At 68.6% G+C, this 17,045-nt stretch carries 13 protein-coding genes; 8 read left to right on the forward strand and 5 right to left on the reverse strand.

What is annotated here, in order from left to right; all coding sequences use genetic code 11:
* Positions 1–67: 67 nt before the first annotated feature.
* The 4 genes from recC to AZKH_RS01340 all read left to right on the forward strand — a co-directional run bounded on the left by recC (position 68) and on the right by AZKH_RS01340 (position 11,032).
* A complete protein-coding gene (gene recC, locus AZKH_RS01325; protein WP_015433919.1) occupies positions 68–3,637 on the forward strand; it encodes an exodeoxyribonuclease V subunit gamma in 3,570 nt (1,189 codons plus the stop codon).
* A complete protein-coding gene (gene recB, locus AZKH_RS01330) occupies positions 3,634–7,362 on the forward strand; it encodes an exodeoxyribonuclease V subunit beta (protein WP_015433920.1) in 3,729 nt (1,242 codons plus the stop codon). The genes recC and recB overlap by 4 nt, the downstream gene beginning before the upstream one ends.
* Positions 7,359–9,512, forward strand: coding sequence for an exodeoxyribonuclease V subunit alpha (gene recD, locus AZKH_RS01335; protein ID WP_015433921.1), 2,154 nt, complete (start codon positions 7,359–7,361; stop codon positions 9,510–9,512). The genes recB and recD overlap by 4 nt, the downstream gene beginning before the upstream one ends.
* 131 nt (positions 9,513–9,643) lie before the next feature.
* Positions 9,644–11,032 (forward strand): sigma-54 dependent transcriptional regulator, encoded by a 1,389-nt coding sequence (locus tag AZKH_RS01340; protein WP_015433922.1) that lies wholly within the window; start codon positions 9,644–9,646, stop codon positions 11,030–11,032.
* A gap of 73 nt (positions 11,033–11,105) precedes the next feature.
* Here AZKH_RS01340 and AZKH_RS01345 read toward each other — a convergent pair whose 3' ends face one another.
* Positions 11,106–11,309, reverse strand: coding sequence for a cold-shock protein (locus tag AZKH_RS01345; RefSeq protein ID WP_015433923.1), 204 nt, complete (start codon positions 11,307–11,309; stop codon positions 11,106–11,108).
* 284 nt (positions 11,310–11,593) lie between these two features.
* Between AZKH_RS01345 and AZKH_RS01350 the strand changes: the two genes are divergently transcribed.
* A complete protein-coding gene (locus AZKH_RS01350) occupies positions 11,594–12,037 on the forward strand; it encodes an NfeD family protein (RefSeq protein ID WP_015433924.1) in 444 nt (147 codons plus the stop codon).
* A 27-nt stretch (positions 12,038–12,064) separates the two neighbouring features.
* A complete protein-coding gene (locus AZKH_RS01355; protein WP_015433925.1) occupies positions 12,065–12,928 on the forward strand; it encodes an SPFH domain-containing protein in 864 nt (287 codons plus the stop codon).
* 66 nt (positions 12,929–12,994) lie between these two features.
* Here AZKH_RS01355 and AZKH_RS26615 read toward each other — a convergent pair whose 3' ends face one another.
* Positions 12,995–13,315, reverse strand: a complete 321-nt coding sequence (locus tag AZKH_RS26615; protein ID WP_015433926.1) for a hypothetical protein — start codon at positions 13,313–13,315, stop codon at positions 12,995–12,997.
* A 358-nt stretch (positions 13,316–13,673) separates the two neighbouring features.
* Here AZKH_RS26615 and AZKH_RS01365 point away from each other — a divergent pair, with 358 nt between their 5' ends.
* Positions 13,674–14,198 carry a DUF4410 domain-containing protein gene (locus tag AZKH_RS01365; RefSeq protein ID WP_015433927.1) on the forward strand — a complete coding sequence of 175 codons (525 nt, stop codon included), beginning with the start codon at positions 13,674–13,676 and terminating at the stop codon, positions 14,196–14,198.
* An 83-nt stretch (positions 14,199–14,281) separates the two neighbouring features.
* On the opposite strand, the gene AZKH_RS01370 is transcribed toward AZKH_RS01365, so the two are convergent.
* The 3 genes from AZKH_RS01370 to AZKH_RS01380 are packed head-to-tail and all read right to left on the reverse strand — an operon-like array spanning position 14,282 to position 16,075.
* Positions 14,282–15,103 carry a DUF2145 domain-containing protein gene (locus AZKH_RS01370; protein ID WP_015433928.1) on the reverse strand — a complete coding sequence of 274 codons (822 nt, stop codon included), beginning with the start codon at positions 15,101–15,103 and terminating at the stop codon, positions 14,282–14,284.
* A complete protein-coding gene (locus tag AZKH_RS01375) occupies positions 15,100–15,546 on the reverse strand; it encodes a hypothetical protein (RefSeq protein ID WP_015433929.1) in 447 nt (148 codons plus the stop codon). Before AZKH_RS01375 ends, AZKH_RS01370 begins: the two co-directional genes overlap by 4 nt.
* Positions 15,547–15,574: 28 nt before the next feature.
* Positions 15,575–16,075, reverse strand: coding sequence for a YiaA/YiaB family inner membrane protein (locus AZKH_RS01380; protein WP_015433930.1), 501 nt, complete (start codon positions 16,073–16,075; stop codon positions 15,575–15,577).
* 182 nt (positions 16,076–16,257) lie between these two features.
* Between AZKH_RS01380 and AZKH_RS01385 the strand changes: the two genes are divergently transcribed.
* Positions 16,258–17,028: a helix-turn-helix transcriptional regulator gene (locus tag AZKH_RS01385; RefSeq protein WP_015433931.1), complete on the forward strand. Its 771-nt coding sequence runs from the start codon at positions 16,258–16,260 to the stop codon at positions 17,026–17,028.
* The last annotated feature ends 17 nt before the right edge of the window (positions 17,029–17,045 follow it).

Below are 17,045 nucleotides of genomic sequence, written 5' to 3' on the forward strand. Positions count from 1 at the left end.
CGTGGCGCGGTACTAGGGTATGGGCTGCGAAAGGGCAAGTGAAAGCGATTGTGAGCAGGAGGCGGATTTGATCGGGGCGGATGGACGGGAGGGGGGACTGAACGGCGGGTTGATGGTGATCCACGGCAACCATCCGGAGGCGCTGCGCGACGTGCTGGTCGCATGGATGAAGCGCCATCCGCTGGCGCCGCTCGAGAACGAGCTGATCCTCGTGCAGAGCAACGGCATCGCGCAGTGGCTGAAGATGGCGCTCGCATCCGACGAATCGCTGGGGGGCTGCGGCATCGCCGCGGCGTTGGAGGCCTTCCTGCCGTCGCGCTTCGTGTGGCAGGCCTACCGCGCCGTGCTGGGCATGGAGGCCGTGCCCGAGGTCTCGCCCTTCGACAAGCCGCTGCTCGTCTGGCGGCTGATGCGCCTGCTGCCGCAGCTCCTGATCCGCGACGAATTTGCGCCGCTCGCGCGCTTCCTGGCCGACGACGAGGACCTCAGGAAGCGTCACCAGCTCGCCGAGCGCCTCGCCGATCTCTTCGACCAGTATCAGATGTACCGCGCCGATTGGCTCGCGGCCTGGGCCGAGGGGGACGACGTCGTGCTGACCGCGCGTGGCGGGCGCGAGGCCTTGCCCGCGGCCCAGCGCTGGCAGCCGGCGCTGTGGCGCGCGCTGCTCGACGACGTGGGTCCGGCGCTCGCGGGCAGCGGCCGTGCGGCCGTGCACACGCGCTTTCTCGTGGCGGTCGCGCGGATGCTGGACGCGCCACGCCCGCCCGCGCTGCCGCGCCGCGTGATGGTCTTCGGCATCTCGTCGCTGCCCGCGCAGACCCTCGAAGTGCTCGCGGCGATCGCGCAGTGGAGCCAGGTGCTGTTGTGCGTGCATAACCCCTGCGAGCACTATTGGGCCGACATCATCGCGGACAAGGACCTCTTGCGCGCGAACAGGTCGCGGCAAGCGCGCCGCGCCGGCATGCCGGAGGTGCTGGCGGAGGAGGCGCTGCACCTGCACGCGCATCCGCTGCTTGCAGCCTGGGGCAAGCAGGGGCGGGACTTCATCGGCCTGCTCGACGAGCACGATGCGGGCGAAGCGCGCGAGCGCTATGCGCGCGATTTCGCCGCAATGAGCCAACGCATCGACCTTTTCGAGTCGCACGGTGAGGACTGTCTGCTGCACCAGCTGCAGGACGACCTCCGCGACCTGCGCCCCCTCGCCGAGACGCGTGCGCGCTGGCCGGCGGTCGATCCCGCGTCCGACCCGTCGATCCGCTTCCACGTCGCGCACGGCCCGCAGCGCGAGGTCGAGATCCTGCACGACCAGCTGCTCGCGGCCTTCAACGCCGACGCCACGCTACGCCCGCGCGACGTCATCGTGATGGTCCCCGACATCGACGCCTACGCGCCGCACATCCAGGCGGTGTTCGGCCTGCTCGACGTGGACGATCCGCGTTTCATCCCCTTCACGGTTGCCGACCAGGGCCTGCGCCACCACGATCCGCTGCTCAACGCGGTCGAGAAGCTCCTCGGCCTGCCGCAGTCGCGCGTCGCGGTGAGCGACGTGCTCGATCTCCTCGAAGTGCCGGCGCTGCGTGCGCGCTTCGGCCTCACTGAGGACGATCTGCCGCTGCTGCACCGCTGGGTGCGCGGCGCGAACATCCGCTGGGGCCTGCATGCCGAGCAGCGCGCGAGCCTCGGCTTGCCGGAAGGCGTCGAGCAGAATTCCTGGCTCTTCGGCCTGCGCCGCATGCTGTTGGGCTACGCGACGGGGGCGGCGGGTGACGCAAATGAGGCCTGGCAGGGCATCGAGCCCTATGACGAGATCGGCGGCCTCGACGCGGGCCTCGTCGGGCCGCTCGCGGCGCTGCTCGAGCGGCTCGATGCGAGCTGGCGGGCGCTGCGCGGCACGGCGACGGTCGAGGACTGGTGCCTGCGCCTGCGCGGGCTGCTCGCCGACTTCTTCGACCCGGCCGAACCCGGCGGCGCCTTCACGCTGCAGCGCCTCGAAGCCGCGCTGCAGGCCTGGCAGGATGCCTGCGCGGCGGCCGAGCTTGCCGAAGCGCTGCCCTTGTCCGTCGTGCGCGAACACTGGCTCGCGCAGATGGACGAGTCGGGCCTTTCGCAGCGCTTCTTCGCCGGCGCCGTGACCTTCGCGACGCTGATGCCAATGCGCGCGATCCCCTTCCGCCATGTGTGCCTGCTGGGCATGAACGATGGCGACTACCCGCGCACGCGCGTGCCGATGGACTTCGACCTGATGGGGCGCGACTACCGCCCCGGCGACCGCTCGCGCCGCGAGGACGACCGCTACCTCTTCCTAGAAGCGCTGCTCTCCGCGCGCGAACGCCTGCATGTCAGCTGGGTCGGACGCAGCATCCACGACAATACCGAGCGCCCGCCCTCGGTGCTGGTCGGCCAGCTGCGCGACCATCTCGCGGCGGGCTGGCGGCTTGCCGGCGACGACGTCGATGATTCCGGCGAGGCCTTGCTCGACGCGATCACCGTCGAACACCGCCTGCAGCCCTTCAGCCGCGACTATTTCGCCCCCGAAGGGAGCCGTTCGCCGCTCTTCACCTACGCGCGTGAATGGCGCGACAGTCTCGCCGCGGATGACGACGAAGCGGGCAGCGCGCCCTTGCCGCCATTCGAGGTCGAGGAGGCGCTGACGCTGCGCGCGCTCGCCGACTTCCTCAAGGAACCGGCGAAGACCTTCCTGCGCGTGCGCCTCGGCGTCTATTTCGAGATGCCCGACCCGGCGAGCGAGGACCAGGAGCCCTTCGCGCTCGATGCCCTGCAGAACTGGCAGCTGCAGAACGAGCTGATCGGCATCCAGCTCGAGGCCTTGTCGCGCGGCGAATCGCGCGAAGCCGCACTCGACGCGGCGCTCGCCCGCATCGCCCGGCGCGGCGAGCTCGCCGCCGGCCACTTCGCGACCCGCATGCAGCAGGCGCTCGCCGAGCCGATGGACGATCTCTTCGAACGCCATGCGAAGGCGCTCGCCGACTGGCCGAACGCGGTCGAATGCGACGAGGACATCCTGTTCGAACACGTCGTCGCGGGCCGCACGCTGACGGTCGTCGATCGTGTCTCCGGCCTGCGCTGCAACGACGACGGGGCCCGCTGCCGCGTCGCGCTCGACAGCGGCAGCGCGGTGAAGGAGGGCAAGTACCGCCGCGACAAGCTCCTCGGCCACTGGATCGCCCATGTCGCCGGCCACCTCGGCGGCGAGTCGATGACGAGCCGCATCGTCAGCAAGGCGGGCGACGCGCCGATCAATCCGCTCGCGCCGGACGCCGCCCGCGACTATTTCCGCCGCGTGCTCGATGCTTGGCACGAGGGCTTGGCGCGGCCGCTGCCGCTTGCCGTGAGGACCGCGTTCGAGTGGATCGGGAAGGGCGGCACGCCCGACACGCCGCTCGCGAGCGATGCCGGCCGCGCGGCACGCATCGCCTACGAAGGCGATGGCTTCAAGCGGCGCGGCGAGATCGAGGACAGCCACTATCTCGCCCGCGCCTGGCCGGATTTTGACGCCCTGTGGGCCGGCGGCGAATTCGCCCGGCTGGCCGATGCGCTGCTGCGCCCGCTGTATCAGGCAGTCGGCACGCCCAAATCCGCCAAGTCCAAGGCCGACGCACAGGGAGTCGACGCATGAACCGCGAAACCCTGACCGCGCCCCAGCCCCTTGCACCGCAGCCCCTGATGCCGCTCACCTTCCCGCTGCACGGCAGCCGCCTGATCGAGGCGAGCGCAGGCACCGGCAAGACCTTCACGATCGCCGCGCTCTATGTGCGCCTCGTGCTCGGCCACGGCGGTGACGCCGCCTTCGCGCGCCCGCTGACCCCGCCCGAGATCCTCGTCGTGACCTTCACGGATGCCGCGACCAAGGAACTGCGCGATCGCATCCGCGCGCGGCTCGCCGAAGGCGCCGAGTACTTCTTTGCCGATCCGCTCGCCGTCGGGCCGAAAGAGCCCGGCAAGGACTTCCTGCACGACCTGCGCGCCGAGTATCCGGAGGAAGCCTGGCCCGGCTGCGCGCGCAAGCTGCAGCTCGCCGCCGAGTGGATGGACGAGGCCGCCGTGTCGACGATCCACGGCTGGTGCAAGCGCATGCTGAGCGAGCATGCCTTCGACAGCGACAGCCTCTTCACGCAACGCCTCGAAACCGACCAGCGAGAACTCCTCGCCGAGGTCGTGCGCGACTTCTGGCGGACCTTCTTCGCGCCGCTCGATGCAGAAGACGTCGGCGAGATTGCGCGCTGGTGGCAGACGCCCGACGAGCTGCAGGGGCAGCTCGGCAAGCTGCTGGAGCACGCAGAGGGCTTGCCGGACGCAGCGCCACCGGTCGAATCGATCGCTGCCGCACGCGCCGAGAAGGCCAAAAAGCTTGCACAGCTGAAAGCGCCCTGGCCGGACTGGACCCAGGAGCTGGAGGCACTCCTCGACGCAGCGGTCGCAGCGAAGCAGGTCGTAGGCAGCAAGATCCAGAAGCGTTACTACCAGCCCTGGCTCGATGCGCTCGCCGCATGGGCCGCGGACCCTGCCGCGGACGCGCTCGACCTGAAGAAAGGGTGGGAACGCCTGAGCCGGCACGGGCTGGCCGATGCCTGGAAGGACGGCGACCCGCCCGATCATCCCGCCCTCGACGCGATCCCCGCGCTAAGGGCCGCGCTGGCCGATCTTCCCCACGCCCACGCCGAGCTACTGCGCTTCGCCGCGCGCTGGGTCGCGGCGCGCTTCGCCGCCGAGCAGCAGCGCCACGCGCAGATGGGCTTCAACGATCTGCTGACCCGGCTCGACGCCGCGCTGCGCCAGCCCAACGGCAAGCGGCTCGCCGAAGTCATCCGTGCGCAGTTCCCGGTCGCGCTGATCGACGAATTCCAGGACACCGACCCGGTCCAATACCGCATCTTCGACGCCGTCTACCGCATCGCCGACAACGCGCCGGACACCGGCCTCGTGCTGATCGGCGACCCCAAGCAGGCGATCTACGCCTTCCGGGGCGCCGATATCTTCACCTACCTCGCGGCGCGCGAAGCGACCGGCGGACGGCTCTACACGCTCGGCACCAACTACCGCTCGACCGTGACTATGGTCACCGCCGTCAACCGCTGCTTCGAGCAGGCCGAAGGGCGCGACACGGGCGAGGGTGCCTTCCTCTTCCGGACGATGGAAGGCAACCGCGTGCCCTTCCTCCCGGTCGCCGCGAGCGGGCGGCGCGAGCGGCTCGTCGTCGGCGACGCGGCCGTTCCGGCGCTGACCTGCTGGACGCTGGAAGCGCCCGAGTCCGGCAAGGTGCTCGGCGTCGGCGCCTATCGCGGCAGTATGGCCGCGGCCTGCGCCGCCGAGATCGTCCGCCTGCTGAACCTCGGCCAGCGCGGCCGTGCGGGTTTCTTGCGCGATGGCGAGCTCGCCGGCTTGCGTCCCGCCGACATCGCGATCCTCGTCAACAACCGCACCGAGGCCAACGCCGTGCGGGAAGCCCTCGCCGCGTGCGGCGTGCGCAGCGTCTACCTCTCCGACCAGGAATCCGTGTTCGCGAGCGCCCAGGCTGCCGAACTCCAGCTGTGGCTCTCCGCCTGCGCCGAACCGGACGACGACAGCCTGCTGCGTGCCGCCCTCGCGACCGCGAGCCTCGGCCTGCCGTGGGAGGCGCTCGACCGCCTGCGGCTCGACGAGCTCGAGTGGGAAGACCGCGTGCTGCAGTTCCGCGAATACCGACAGTGCTGGCGCGAGCAGGGCGTGCTGCCGATGCTGCGGCGGCTGCTCGGCGACTTCGACGTGCCGCGGCGCCTCCTTGCCTGCGCGGACGGCGAACGTGCGCTGACCGACCTGCTGCATCTGGCCGAACTGCTGCAGCACGCCAGCGTCGCCCTCGACGGCGAACATGCGCTGATCCGTCATCTCGCCGAACAGCGCGCGGACGCCGGCAACGGCGACGACGCGCGCAAGCTCCGCCTGGAGAGCGACGCCGACCTCGTCCAGGTCGTCACGATCCACAAGTCCAAGGGCCTCGAATACCCGCTCGTCTTCCTGCCCTTCGCCTGCGCCTTCCGCGAGACCTCGTCCGACGAGCTGCCGCTGAAGTGGCACGACGCGGCCGGACGCCTGCACCTGACGCTCGCGGCCGACGCAGCCGCCGCCGGGCTCGCCGACCGCGAACGGCTCGGCGAGGATCTGCGCAAGTTCTACGTCGCGCTGACCCGCGCCCGCCACGCGACCTGGCTCGGCTTCGCGCCCGTCGACGGCCTGCACCGCAGCGCGCCGGGCTACCTCCTCAAGGGGGGCGCGACGATCGCGCCGGATTCCCTCGCCGCGACGCTCGTCGAGTTCAAGGGCGAGTGCGAAGACATTGCGATCGCCGCCGCCCCCGCGCTGTCCGGCCAACGCTTCGTCCCGCACGCCGCCCGCGTCGAGATCGGCCCCGCCCGCACGCCCCGCCGCGCGGTGCGCGAATTCTGGTGGATCGCGAGCTACTCCGGCCTGCGCACGGAGGAGGGCGCCGCAGCCGAAGCCCCGACCCAGGCTGCCGCGACGCCGATCGCCGCCGATACTCCCGCCGAAGAAACCTTCGCCGAAATCCTCGACGAAGCCCCTGTCGCGGAGGCCGCGATCGCGCCCGAAGACGACACGCGCCTGCACCGCTTCGCGCGCGGTGCCGGGCCCGGCACCTTCCTCCACGAACTCCTCGAATGGGCCGCCCGCGAAGGCTTCGGGCGCGTCGCCGCGCGGCCCGAGCGCGCCCGCGACATGATCGCGCGCCGCTGCGCCGTGCGCGGCTGGAGCCACTGGACGGAGCCGCTCACCGGCTGGCTGCTGCACTTCATCACGACGCCGCTGCCGCTGCCCGACGGCGCCACGCCCCGTTTCGCGGACCTCGCCGGCTGTCGGCCCGAGATGGAATTCTGGTTCGAGACCCACCACGCGAACCTGTCCCGCCTCGACGCCCTCGTGCGCGAACACACGCTCGCCGCCGCCCCGCGCCCGGCGCTCGTCCCAGGCCAGCTCAACGGCATGCTGAAGGGCTTCATCGACCTCGTCTTCGAATACCGGGGGCGCTACTACGTGGCCGACTACAAATCGAACTGGTTCGGCCCCGACGACGCGGCCTACACGGCGGACGCGATGCGCGACGCCGTCCTCGCGAAGCGCTACGAACTGCAATACGTGCTCTACCTCTTCGCGCTGCACCGCCTGCTCAAGTCGCGCCTGCCCGACTACGACTACGACCGCCACGTCGGCGGCGCCGTCTACCTCTTCCTCCGCGGCAGCCACGCGCCGACGCGCGGCCTGCACTGCGAGCGCCCGCCGCGGACCTTGATCGAGGCGCTCGATGCCGAATTCGGCGAGCGCGTCGCCGCGCCGGAGGCCTGCCGATGAAGCGAATCCGCAGTGCCCGCCCCGGCGCCGACCTGATGGGCGACCTCTTCGACCCCGCGCCGGCCGCGGCCCGCGCGGCGACCCTCCTCGCCGACGTTCCCGGCCTGCTGCAGCGCTGGGTCGATCATGGCTGGCTGCGCCCGTTGGACCGCGCCTTCGCCGAATTCCTGCGCACCGAAGCCCCGGACGCCGCGCCGCTGCTGCTGCTCGCCGCCGCGCTCGCAAGCCACCAGCTCGGCCGCGGCCACGTCTGCCTCGACCTCGCTGCGACGCTCGTCGACCCGCGCTTCGCGCTCTCCCTGCCGCCCGAGGGGGACGACACGCTCGAACGCCCGCCCTTGCCCGACGAAGCGCTCGCCGGCCTGACGCTGGCCGACTGGCGGTCGGCGCTGGCTCATGCGCTGCTTGTCGCAAGCGGGGCCGGCAACACGCCGCTCGTGCTCGTCGACACCCGCCTCTACCTGCGCCGCTACTGGCAGTACGAATGCGACGTCCGCGCCGGTATCGCCGACCGGCTGGCGGCGAGCACTGCGCTTCAAGCGGGCCTGGATCCGGCCGCCTTCCGTGGCGCACTCGACGCGCTGTTCCCGGCCACGGATGCCGTCGACTGGCAGAAGCTCGCCTGCGCGCTCGCCGCCCGCAGCGCCTTCAGCATCGTCACCGGCGGTCCCGGCACCGGCAAGACGACCACCGTCGTCAAGCTCCTCGCGCTGCTGCAAAGCCTGGCACTGAGCGGCGACCAGGCTCGCCCGCTGCGCATCCGCCTCGCCGCACCGACCGGCAAGGCCGCCGCGCGCCTCAACGAATCGATCGCCGGCGCGGTGCGGCGCCTGTCCTTGGATGGACTTCCGGACGGTGAAAACGTGCGCGAAGCGATCCCGACCGAAGTGACGACGCTGCACCGCCTGCTCGGCAGCCGCCCTGACACCCGCCATTTCCGCCACGATGCGCGCAATCCGCTGCTGCTCGACGTGCTGGTCGTCGACGAAGCCTCGATGGTCGACCTCGAAATGATGGCCGCCGTCCTCGCCGCGTTGCCGTCCGCCGCGCGCCTCGTGCTCCTCGGCGACAAGGACCAGCTCGCCTCGGTTGAGGCCGGCGCGGTGCTCGGCGAACTCTGCGCCCGCGCGCGCGACGGCCACTACACGCCGGCCACGCGCGACTGGATCGCGGAAGTCACCGGCGCGCAGATCGCCTCGCATCTCGTCGACGACGACGGCGAGCCGCTCGATCAGGCGATCGCGATGCTGCGCGTGAGCCACCGCTTCACCGCCGAGAGCGGCATCGGCCGCCTCGCCGAAGCCGTCAACGCGGGCGAGCTTACAACGATGCACGCACTGTGCTCCCAAGGCTGCGCGGACCTCGCCCACGTCGGCCTCGCCGGTGCTGAAGACCCGACCTTTGACGGCTTGATCACCGATGGCGGTCGCGCGAACTTCCCCGGCCATGGCGAAGGGCGCGTCACGGGCGATCGGGCCTTGGCACCGCCGGTCGGCTATCGCCACTACCTGCGAGCCCTGCGCGACGGCCACCCGTCCCTCGACGCCGCGCAGGACGCCTTCGATCGCTGGGCGCAGCAGGTCATCGCGGCGCACGGCCAGTTCCAGGTGCTCTGCGCGCTGCGCCGCGGCCCCTGGGGCGTCGAAGGCCTCAACCAGCGCATTGCGCAGCGGCTCGGCACTGCCGGGCTGATCCCCGCGAGCCAGGGCTGGTACCTCGGCCGCCCGGTCCTCGTCACGCGCAACGACTACGGCCTCGGGCTGATGAACGGCGACATCGGCATCACGCTCGAACTGCCGCGCCTCGGGCCCGACGGCACGCCGCAATGGGGCTTGCGCGTCGCCTTCCCCGCGGGCGACGGCAGCGACGGCATCCGCTGGGTGCTGCCGAGCCGCCTGCAGGCGGTCGAGACCGTCTACGCGATGACCGTCCACAAGTCCCAAGGCTCGGAGTTCACACATGCGGCGCTCGTGCTGCCGGACAGCCTGAATCCGATCCTCACGCGCGAGCTCATCTACACCGGAATCACTCGCGCGCGGCACTGGCTGACGCTCGCCACCGCCGGCCCCGGCCGCGTGCTCGACGAGGCCGTTGCCCGGCAGGTCCTGCGCGCGAGCGGCCTGATGAAGGGTGGAGCCCGCAGCGGGTAAACCGCAAGCCGGGGAGTGCACGGGAAGGCACCGATTGCGCGCATAATCGGGGGTTTTTACGCGTCTTGATGATACGATCGGCAGCGTCCCGCTGGTCGCACATGTAACACGTAGCAAGGACTCCCAAAGAAATGCCACGACACACGATCCTGGTCATCCCCGGCGATTCGCTTCCCGGCGACGATATCGTCTGCCGTCTGCAAGACAGCGGTTGGACCGCCCTGCAGGCCAAGGCGCTTGCCGAGGTCCGAACCCGGCTGGCGACGTTCCGCCCTGAGGTCGTACTCGCCGACCTCGACGCCTGGGGCACCCCCGCAGCCGCGTCGCTGGAACGGCTCGCCGCCTTCGGCACAAAGCTCGTGCTCGTCGGCGGCGATGCGGCCGCCGTATCGGAGGCGATCCGCGCCGGCGCCTGGTATCACCTGCCCGCGCTGCCCGAGGCCGAGCTGCTCGAAGCCCTGCTCGAGCGTGCCTGCGACGCGCGCCGCATGGAGCGCACCCAGGCCTACCTCAAGACCTGCGAGGCACGCGCCACCAGCGCCGCCGCCTTGCTGGGCGACTCCGCGCCGATGCAATCCACGCGTATCCAGATGCGCCGCCTGCTCGACGCCGAAGCGCAATCGGCGTCCGGCCGCCTGCCGGCGATCCTGATCAGCGGCGAAAACGGCAGCGGCAAGGAGAGTGTCGCGCGGGCGCTGCACATGGAAGGCGCACAAGCGGGCGGCCCCTTCGTCATGCTCAACTGTGCGGCAGCCGACGATCGCCTCGAGGCCGAGCTCTTCGGTGAAGATGGCGAAGGCGGCTCATGGCCCGGCGGGCTCGTCGAAGCGGCCGAAGGCGGCACGCTGTTCCTGGCCGAGATCGGGGCCTGCACCAAGGCCCTGCAGGCGCGCATCGTCGCGTTGATTGAAGGCCGCCGGGTGTCGCGTGACGGGGCCGATTACGAGATTGCCGCGCCACTGCGCATCGTCTGCAGCACGAGCCAGAGTCTCGACGTCCTGGTGCGCGACGGCCGTTTCCGTCCTGACCTGCTGCGCCTGCTGCGAGCGAATGCGATTCCGGTGTCGCCGCTGCGAGATCGCGGCGAGGACGTCGCCATTCTCGCGCGTCACTTCCTCGCGCATTTCGCACGCGTCTACGCGCGGCCGCGCATGAAATTCACCGCACCGTCGCTGGCCGTGCTGCGCGGCTACCGCTGGCCGGGCAACGTCAGCGAACTATCCGACATGATGGAGCAGACCGTGTTGCTGGCTCGCGGCGACATCATCACGCCGAACCAGCTCGCGATCTGCCCCGGACTCTCCGGCAGCTGCGAGCGCGACTTCCAGACGCTCGATTCCTACTGCATGTCCGTGCCCTCGACCGGCGTCAACGTCGCGGACGTCGAGCAGGATCTGGTCGTGAAGATGCTCGAGAAGACCGACTGGAACGTCACCAAGTCGGCGCGCCTGCTGGGCCTGACGCGCGACCAGCTGCGCTACCGCATCGAGAAGCTGGGGCTCATGCGTCCGGAACGCTGACGCTTTCCCGCGTCGAGACGCAAAAAAGCCCGGCGATGCCGGGCTTTTCTATTTCAATTCGGCGAGTGCCGAATTACAGCGGGCGGATGTTGCCAGCTTGCTTGCCCTTCGGGCCGGAGGTCTCGTCGTATTGGACCTTTTGGCCTTCGGCCAGGCTACGGAAGCCGTTGCCCTGGATCGCGGAGAAGTGCGCGAACAGGTCTTCACCGCCGTTGTCGGGGGTAATGAAGCCATAACCCTTGGCGTCGTTGAACCACTTGACAGTACCAGTTGCCATTTTCGTATTTCCCAAATTCGGAATTAAAACATGGGCATTGTGCCCGGGGTGCGACAATCGAGATCGGGGAAAAACGAACTGCGGAACCAAAAGGCCGTTCAGCACGAAAAACCACGCGATTACAGATGCGCATTGCCAGTCTGGTGAAAAACGCGATGGCGGTCAACTGTTATGTAAGACCTGCGAAAGCACTCCGTGACGCCTGTCGCAGGCGGGACACGGGTTTGCGGCTGCCGCAAGCACACTGTCGTAACATGCAGCTACAATCGCGAGAAGGAGTGGATATGAATATAGAATGGTGGCAGTGGGCGGTTGCCGGTATCCTGCTGATTCTCGCCGAGCTGGCGATCCCGTCCTTTTTCGTCATCTGGTTCGGCGTCGCCGGCTTGGTGATGGCCGGCGTGCTGTGGCTGTTTCCGGCGCTTTCGCTGACCGCCCAGCTCGCGATGTGGACGGCGCTGTCGCTGGCGATGGTCGCGTTGTGGTTCCGCGTCTTCAAGCCCGAGGCGCGCAAGACGCGCATCGGTACGTCCGATGGGGAGGTGATCGGCGAGGTCGGACTGCTGGTCGGCGCGGTGGCGCCTTTCCAGCGCGGCAAGGTCCGTTTCCAGCGACCCATTCTGGGTGCCGAGGAATGGGTGTGCCTCGCCGAGAGTGCGATCGCCGCCGGCGAGCGGGTGCGCGTCGTCGCGGTCGAGGGCAGTTTCCTGAAAGTCGTCAGAGCGTAGCGGAACTCAACAGCCCAAGGAGGCAGCATGAGCGGTGGATTCGTCGTCGTCGTAGCAGTCCTGATTTTCGTCGTCGTCACGCTCGCGAAGGGCGTTCGCATCCTGCCCCAGGGCGAGGAGTGGATCGTCGAGCGGCTCGGCAAGTACAACGGCACCTTGAAGCCCGGCCTCAACATCATCATTCCCTACCTCGATCGCATCGCCTACAAGCTCGTCACCAAGGACATCATCCTCGACGTGCAGGAGCAGGAAGTGATCACGCGCGACAACGCGGTGATCGTCACCAACGCGATTGCGTTCATCAAGGTCACCGATCCCGTGAAGGCGGTCTATGGCGTCACCGACTTCGCGGAGGCGATCCGCAACCTGATCATGACGACGCTGCGCTCGATCGTCGGCGAGATGGAGCTCGACGAGGCGCTCTCGTCGCGCGACAAGATCAAGGCGCGGCTGCGCGAGAGCATCGCCGACGAGGCCGTCGACTGGGGCCTGACGGTGAAGTCGGTCGAGATCCAGGACATCAAGCCGTCCGAGTCGATGCAGCGCGCGATGGAAATGCAGGCCGCGGCCGAGCGCGAGCGGAAGGCGGCGGTGACGAAGGCCGAGGGCGAGAAGCAGGCCGCGATCCTCGAAGCCGAGGCGCGCCTCGAATCCGCCAAGCGCGACGCCAGCGCCCAGGTGATGCTCGCCGAGGCCTCGGCCGAGGCGATCCGCCGCGTCGCGGCCGCCGTCGGCGAGCAGCCGGGGCCGATGATGTACCTCCTCGGCGAGAAGTACATCGCGGCGATGGAACGCATGGGTTCGGCCGACAGCGCCAAGGTCGTCGTGCTGCCGGCCGATCTGCAGGAGACCGTCAGAGGGTTGCTGGCTCGCGGTAGGGCGGCGGCCTGATCCCGCGACCCCGCTTTGTGCTGCTATAGGCTATTGACAGGGACATCGAGCCCCCGAGTCCCTTCGTCAGTGGGTCGGACGTGTGCAGGCGACGTCGTACTGTGAAACGCTCTTCGGATTGTTCGAGTTCTGCGGCTGTTCGCCCGCATAGACAGTGCCGGCCTTGCCATCCGGGTTGAACGCCGAGCCGGGGGCTGAAATGGAGTGGCCCGGTTGATTCGGGGTGTCTTCGCAGCTCTGGTTCGGTTGTCCAGTCTGGGACGGGCCGAGCGACGCGGCTGCCGCCGCGAGTGCGCTCGAAAGGCCGCCGGAATCCCCGGCAAACGCGTTCGCGACCGCAAGCGGCGCGAGCGCGCAAATCGCTACTTCAATAACTGTAGATTTCATCGCGTGTCTCCTATATCGCATCGGGTCCGTGCGCTTTCGCCGGCCGGAGGCCGGCAGAGCACCATTCTTAGGCCGCGACTGCGGGAGACGCGTTCGGGTTCGGTGGCGGGTGGAGGTGTAAAAGACTTGTAACCGCGAGCATGCGCCCGTCGAGACCATCGGCTCGTTCGCTGCCTATCATTTTAGGTATATCTTTGGCATTGCAGAATTTGCATATCATTGTAATATTTCGTTTCAGTGGCTCATCCCAGGGGGTAACGGTCTGTTTGGCAAGGGGAGCCACGCTGACATTCCCACCCTGTGCGCCGTTTTTCCCTGGCATCAATATCAGCAGCCGGAATATTTCATCGGGATTCCCATGAGCAAAAAAATCATATCCATAGTCATCGTCACCATGTTCCTTGCCGGCTGTGCGTCTGGTGTCCAGCGCGCGCCCAACATGGCCGATGCTCGCACAAGCCTTTCAGCCAATCAGCAGGTTGCCAAGGTTTCGTTGTCATTGACTGATGAGGCGAAAAGGAAGGCGACCGAAAACTTGAAGTTCAATCCGGACGAACTGCTCGGTCATGTCAAGCGAGCACTCGAAGCCAATTCCCTGTTGAATGGATCGTCAGATAAATCGCGCCCGGATCTGGAGATCCAGGTTAAGGACATGCGCGTCCGTTCGAATTTCACGGCTGTCGCATTCGGTTTCATGGCCGGGGCCGACTCCATCTCTGCCGATGTCGTCCTGAAGGATCCGAAGGGCAACGAGCTTGACCGTTTCGAAGTTTCCGCATCCTATGCCCTGGGCGGTCTTGCGGGCGGGCAGGACTCCGCGCGCATGGGGTGGCTGTACGAGAAATTCGCCGAAGTGACGGTCAAGGAACTGACCAAACAGTGAAGCTCGGGTAGAAGGCCCGACGCTGCCACCAGGGGCCACGTCTGCGTCAGACATTTGTTTGGCGCATCGTGGACCTCTCGTTTTCACCGTACCGTAAGCCGCTCGAGCCCCAGCCCGCTTCGCATCAGCCAGTCGAGCACCGAATCGGCGGTGATGGTGTCGATGCGGTCGGTAAAGCGGCGTTCGGGCGGGTGGTCGTCGAAAGCGACGTTGGCGGAGCCCATTCGTGCGCCGAGCCGGCGCAGCGCATCGATGTGCAGCGTCGTCGGCTGATAGCCGCGCAGCCGCAGCCAGGCCTGCGCGCGGCTACGGTCCGTCGCGCCCGGTTCGAGCGCGAAGGCGAGCGTCTCGATCGCCCACTGATTGCTCTGTTGGTAGCGCGTTGCCCACGGGTAGGCGAGCATGTTGTAGCGCACCTCATGCATGCGGGCGACCGTGAAGTTGTCCTTGAGGCGGGTCGCGAGCACCGCGCCGGGGGCCGGGGCGAAGGTGACGATGGCCGCTTCGTAGTCGTACAGGTCTTCGCCGAAGAAGTCCCCGAGCCCGTTGCGGAAGAGGCTCGCGCGGTCGCTGCCGCAGTGGTTGAGCTTGTGCACGACGCGCCACGCGCCGCGCCCGTCGAGCGCGTCGCGGTCGTAGTAGACGATGCCGATGTGGGAGAACCGCAATCCCCATTCGGTGAGATTCTGCCCGGCGCGGGCGATGACCGCGGCCTGGGCGCCGCTGCGTTCCAGCGCCGTGAGCGTGTGTGCCGCGAGTTCGAGGCTCTTCGCGAGTTCCTGCGTCGTGAGCTTGCGCTCGGTGCAAGGGCGGCCGGCGAAGGCGGGCGGCGCGGAGACGAACACCACGACGGCAACGAGGACCGCCGCCCGGAAGCGACGGGCGACGGCGGCGAGGGCGTTCATGGCGTGATCCTCTCGCCGTAGAGCAGTGCCTGGCCGATGGCGTTCGGGATGAAGCACAGCGCCTGCCCCGCAGCCGACAGGATCCATCCGGCCGATAGCGCAGTCACGGTTAGGACGGTGCCGATGGCGACGGCCGAGGCCTCGATGCCCGCCGCGCTGAGCTCGACGCTCGCGCGGGCCCCGTCCGATGCGCGTTCGAGGATCCAGACGGTGCCATGCGCGGAGACGTCGATCGCGGTGACGGTGAGCACCGCGCCGGCGGAGAGGACCATCGCCGGCGCGGCGACGACGGAGGCGAGGGGCAGGGCGAGCGACAGCGCGGAGACGGCGCTCGCGTCCGAGGGGTTGCCGTGGGCGCGCGCTTGTCGGGCAACGAGGGCGAGGGCGGCGAAGGGGGTGGCGCCCAGCAGGGCGAGAGCGGTGCGGCGGTGGGCTGCGTTCATGTGAGGCTCCTGTTGAAAGTGCGAGCGCTCATTGGGCGCTCGGCGGGACGGCGCTCCGTGCGGCAGCGGTCTGAACGGGTGGGCGGGATGCGTCTTCGGCGGTACGGGCGGTGCGTAGCGCGCATTCGGCGCGGTCGGCCTCCCACGCGTCGCGCAGCGTCTTCGCGAGCGTGAAGGCGCTCGAGATCAGGTACAGCCAGCTCACGCCGAGGTAGGCCTTCCAGGTTGGGTTGATGTCCATGCGCCACAGTCCCCAGCCGGTGAGCGCCATCGCCAGCAGGAAGCCGCCCCAGACGACGAGGCGCCACAGCGGCGAGTCGTCGGTGCGGGATTCGGTGTCGCGGACGAACTTCGCAAGCACGAAGGCGCTGGTGAGGCAGAAGGCGTAGCCCATGACCATGAAGGCGCGGTCGAGATCGGCGCCGGGCAGCGCGGCGAGGCCGCTCGCGCACAGCAGGGCGGCGAGTCCGAAGGAGATCCAGACCTGGAGGCGCCACGCGCGGGTGTCGCGGCAAACGGGGGCTTGCATGACGGGCTCCTGTAATGAAGGTGAGCCGATCATTCGCCCGTTGCGCTATCGGTACAAATCGTTCGTGCGAAGTTCGTCGGATTTGTGCTTTTGGTATCGAAAGACGATACTTAATGACATGCGGCTCGCGCTGCGCACGTCATGCAGATAGTCTTGGCGCCAATCCCACACGGACAACGCACATGAGCACCACCGCCGATCTGGTCACCGCGCTGAAAGCCGAGCTGAAGTCCGCCGGGCTCACCTACTCCGCGCTCGCCGAACGTCTCGGCATGGCCGAGTCGAGCGTCAAGCGGATGTTCTCGACGAGCGGCGACATGCCCCTGTCGCGCATCGACGCGATCTGCCGCGCGCTGAACCTCGACTTCGCCGACCTCGCGCGCAGCGTCGCGGAGAAGGAGCCGCTGCTCGCCGAACTCTCGCTGGCGCAGGAAAGGGCCGTCGTCGGCGACCGTAAGCTGCTGTTGGTGGCGATCTGCTGCCTGAGCCACTGGACGGCCGAGCAGATCATTGCGACCTACCAGATGGGCGAAGCCGAAGTCGTCAAGCACCTGACCCGCCTCGACCGCCTCGGCGTAATCGACCTGCGTCCCGGCAACCGCTACCACCTGAAGGTCGCGAAGGGATTCCGCTGGCGTCCGCACGGGCCGGTGATGCAGTACTTCCGCGAAGACGTCATCGACGACTACTTCGCCGGCGGCTTCGACGGCGAATCCGAGATGCTGATGGTGGTCCACGGCCAGATCGGCCGCGGGCTCGCGCATTCCTTCCGCGAACGGCTCGCGCGCGTCGGGCAGGATTTCGCCCAGCAGCACATCGCCGACCAGAAGCTCGCGCCCGCCGACCGCCGCCCCTATACGCTCGTGATCGGCATGCGCTCGTGGCTGATGGCGGCCTTCCGCGACCTGAAGCGGCCCGACGTCGCGTGGCCTGATGCACCGTCGGCGCGCTGAGCACCCCTCGAACTCAT

The organism is Azoarcus sp. KH32C, assembly GCF_000349945.1.
Classification (GTDB): Bacteria; Pseudomonadota; Gammaproteobacteria; order Burkholderiales; family Rhodocyclaceae; genus Aromatoleum.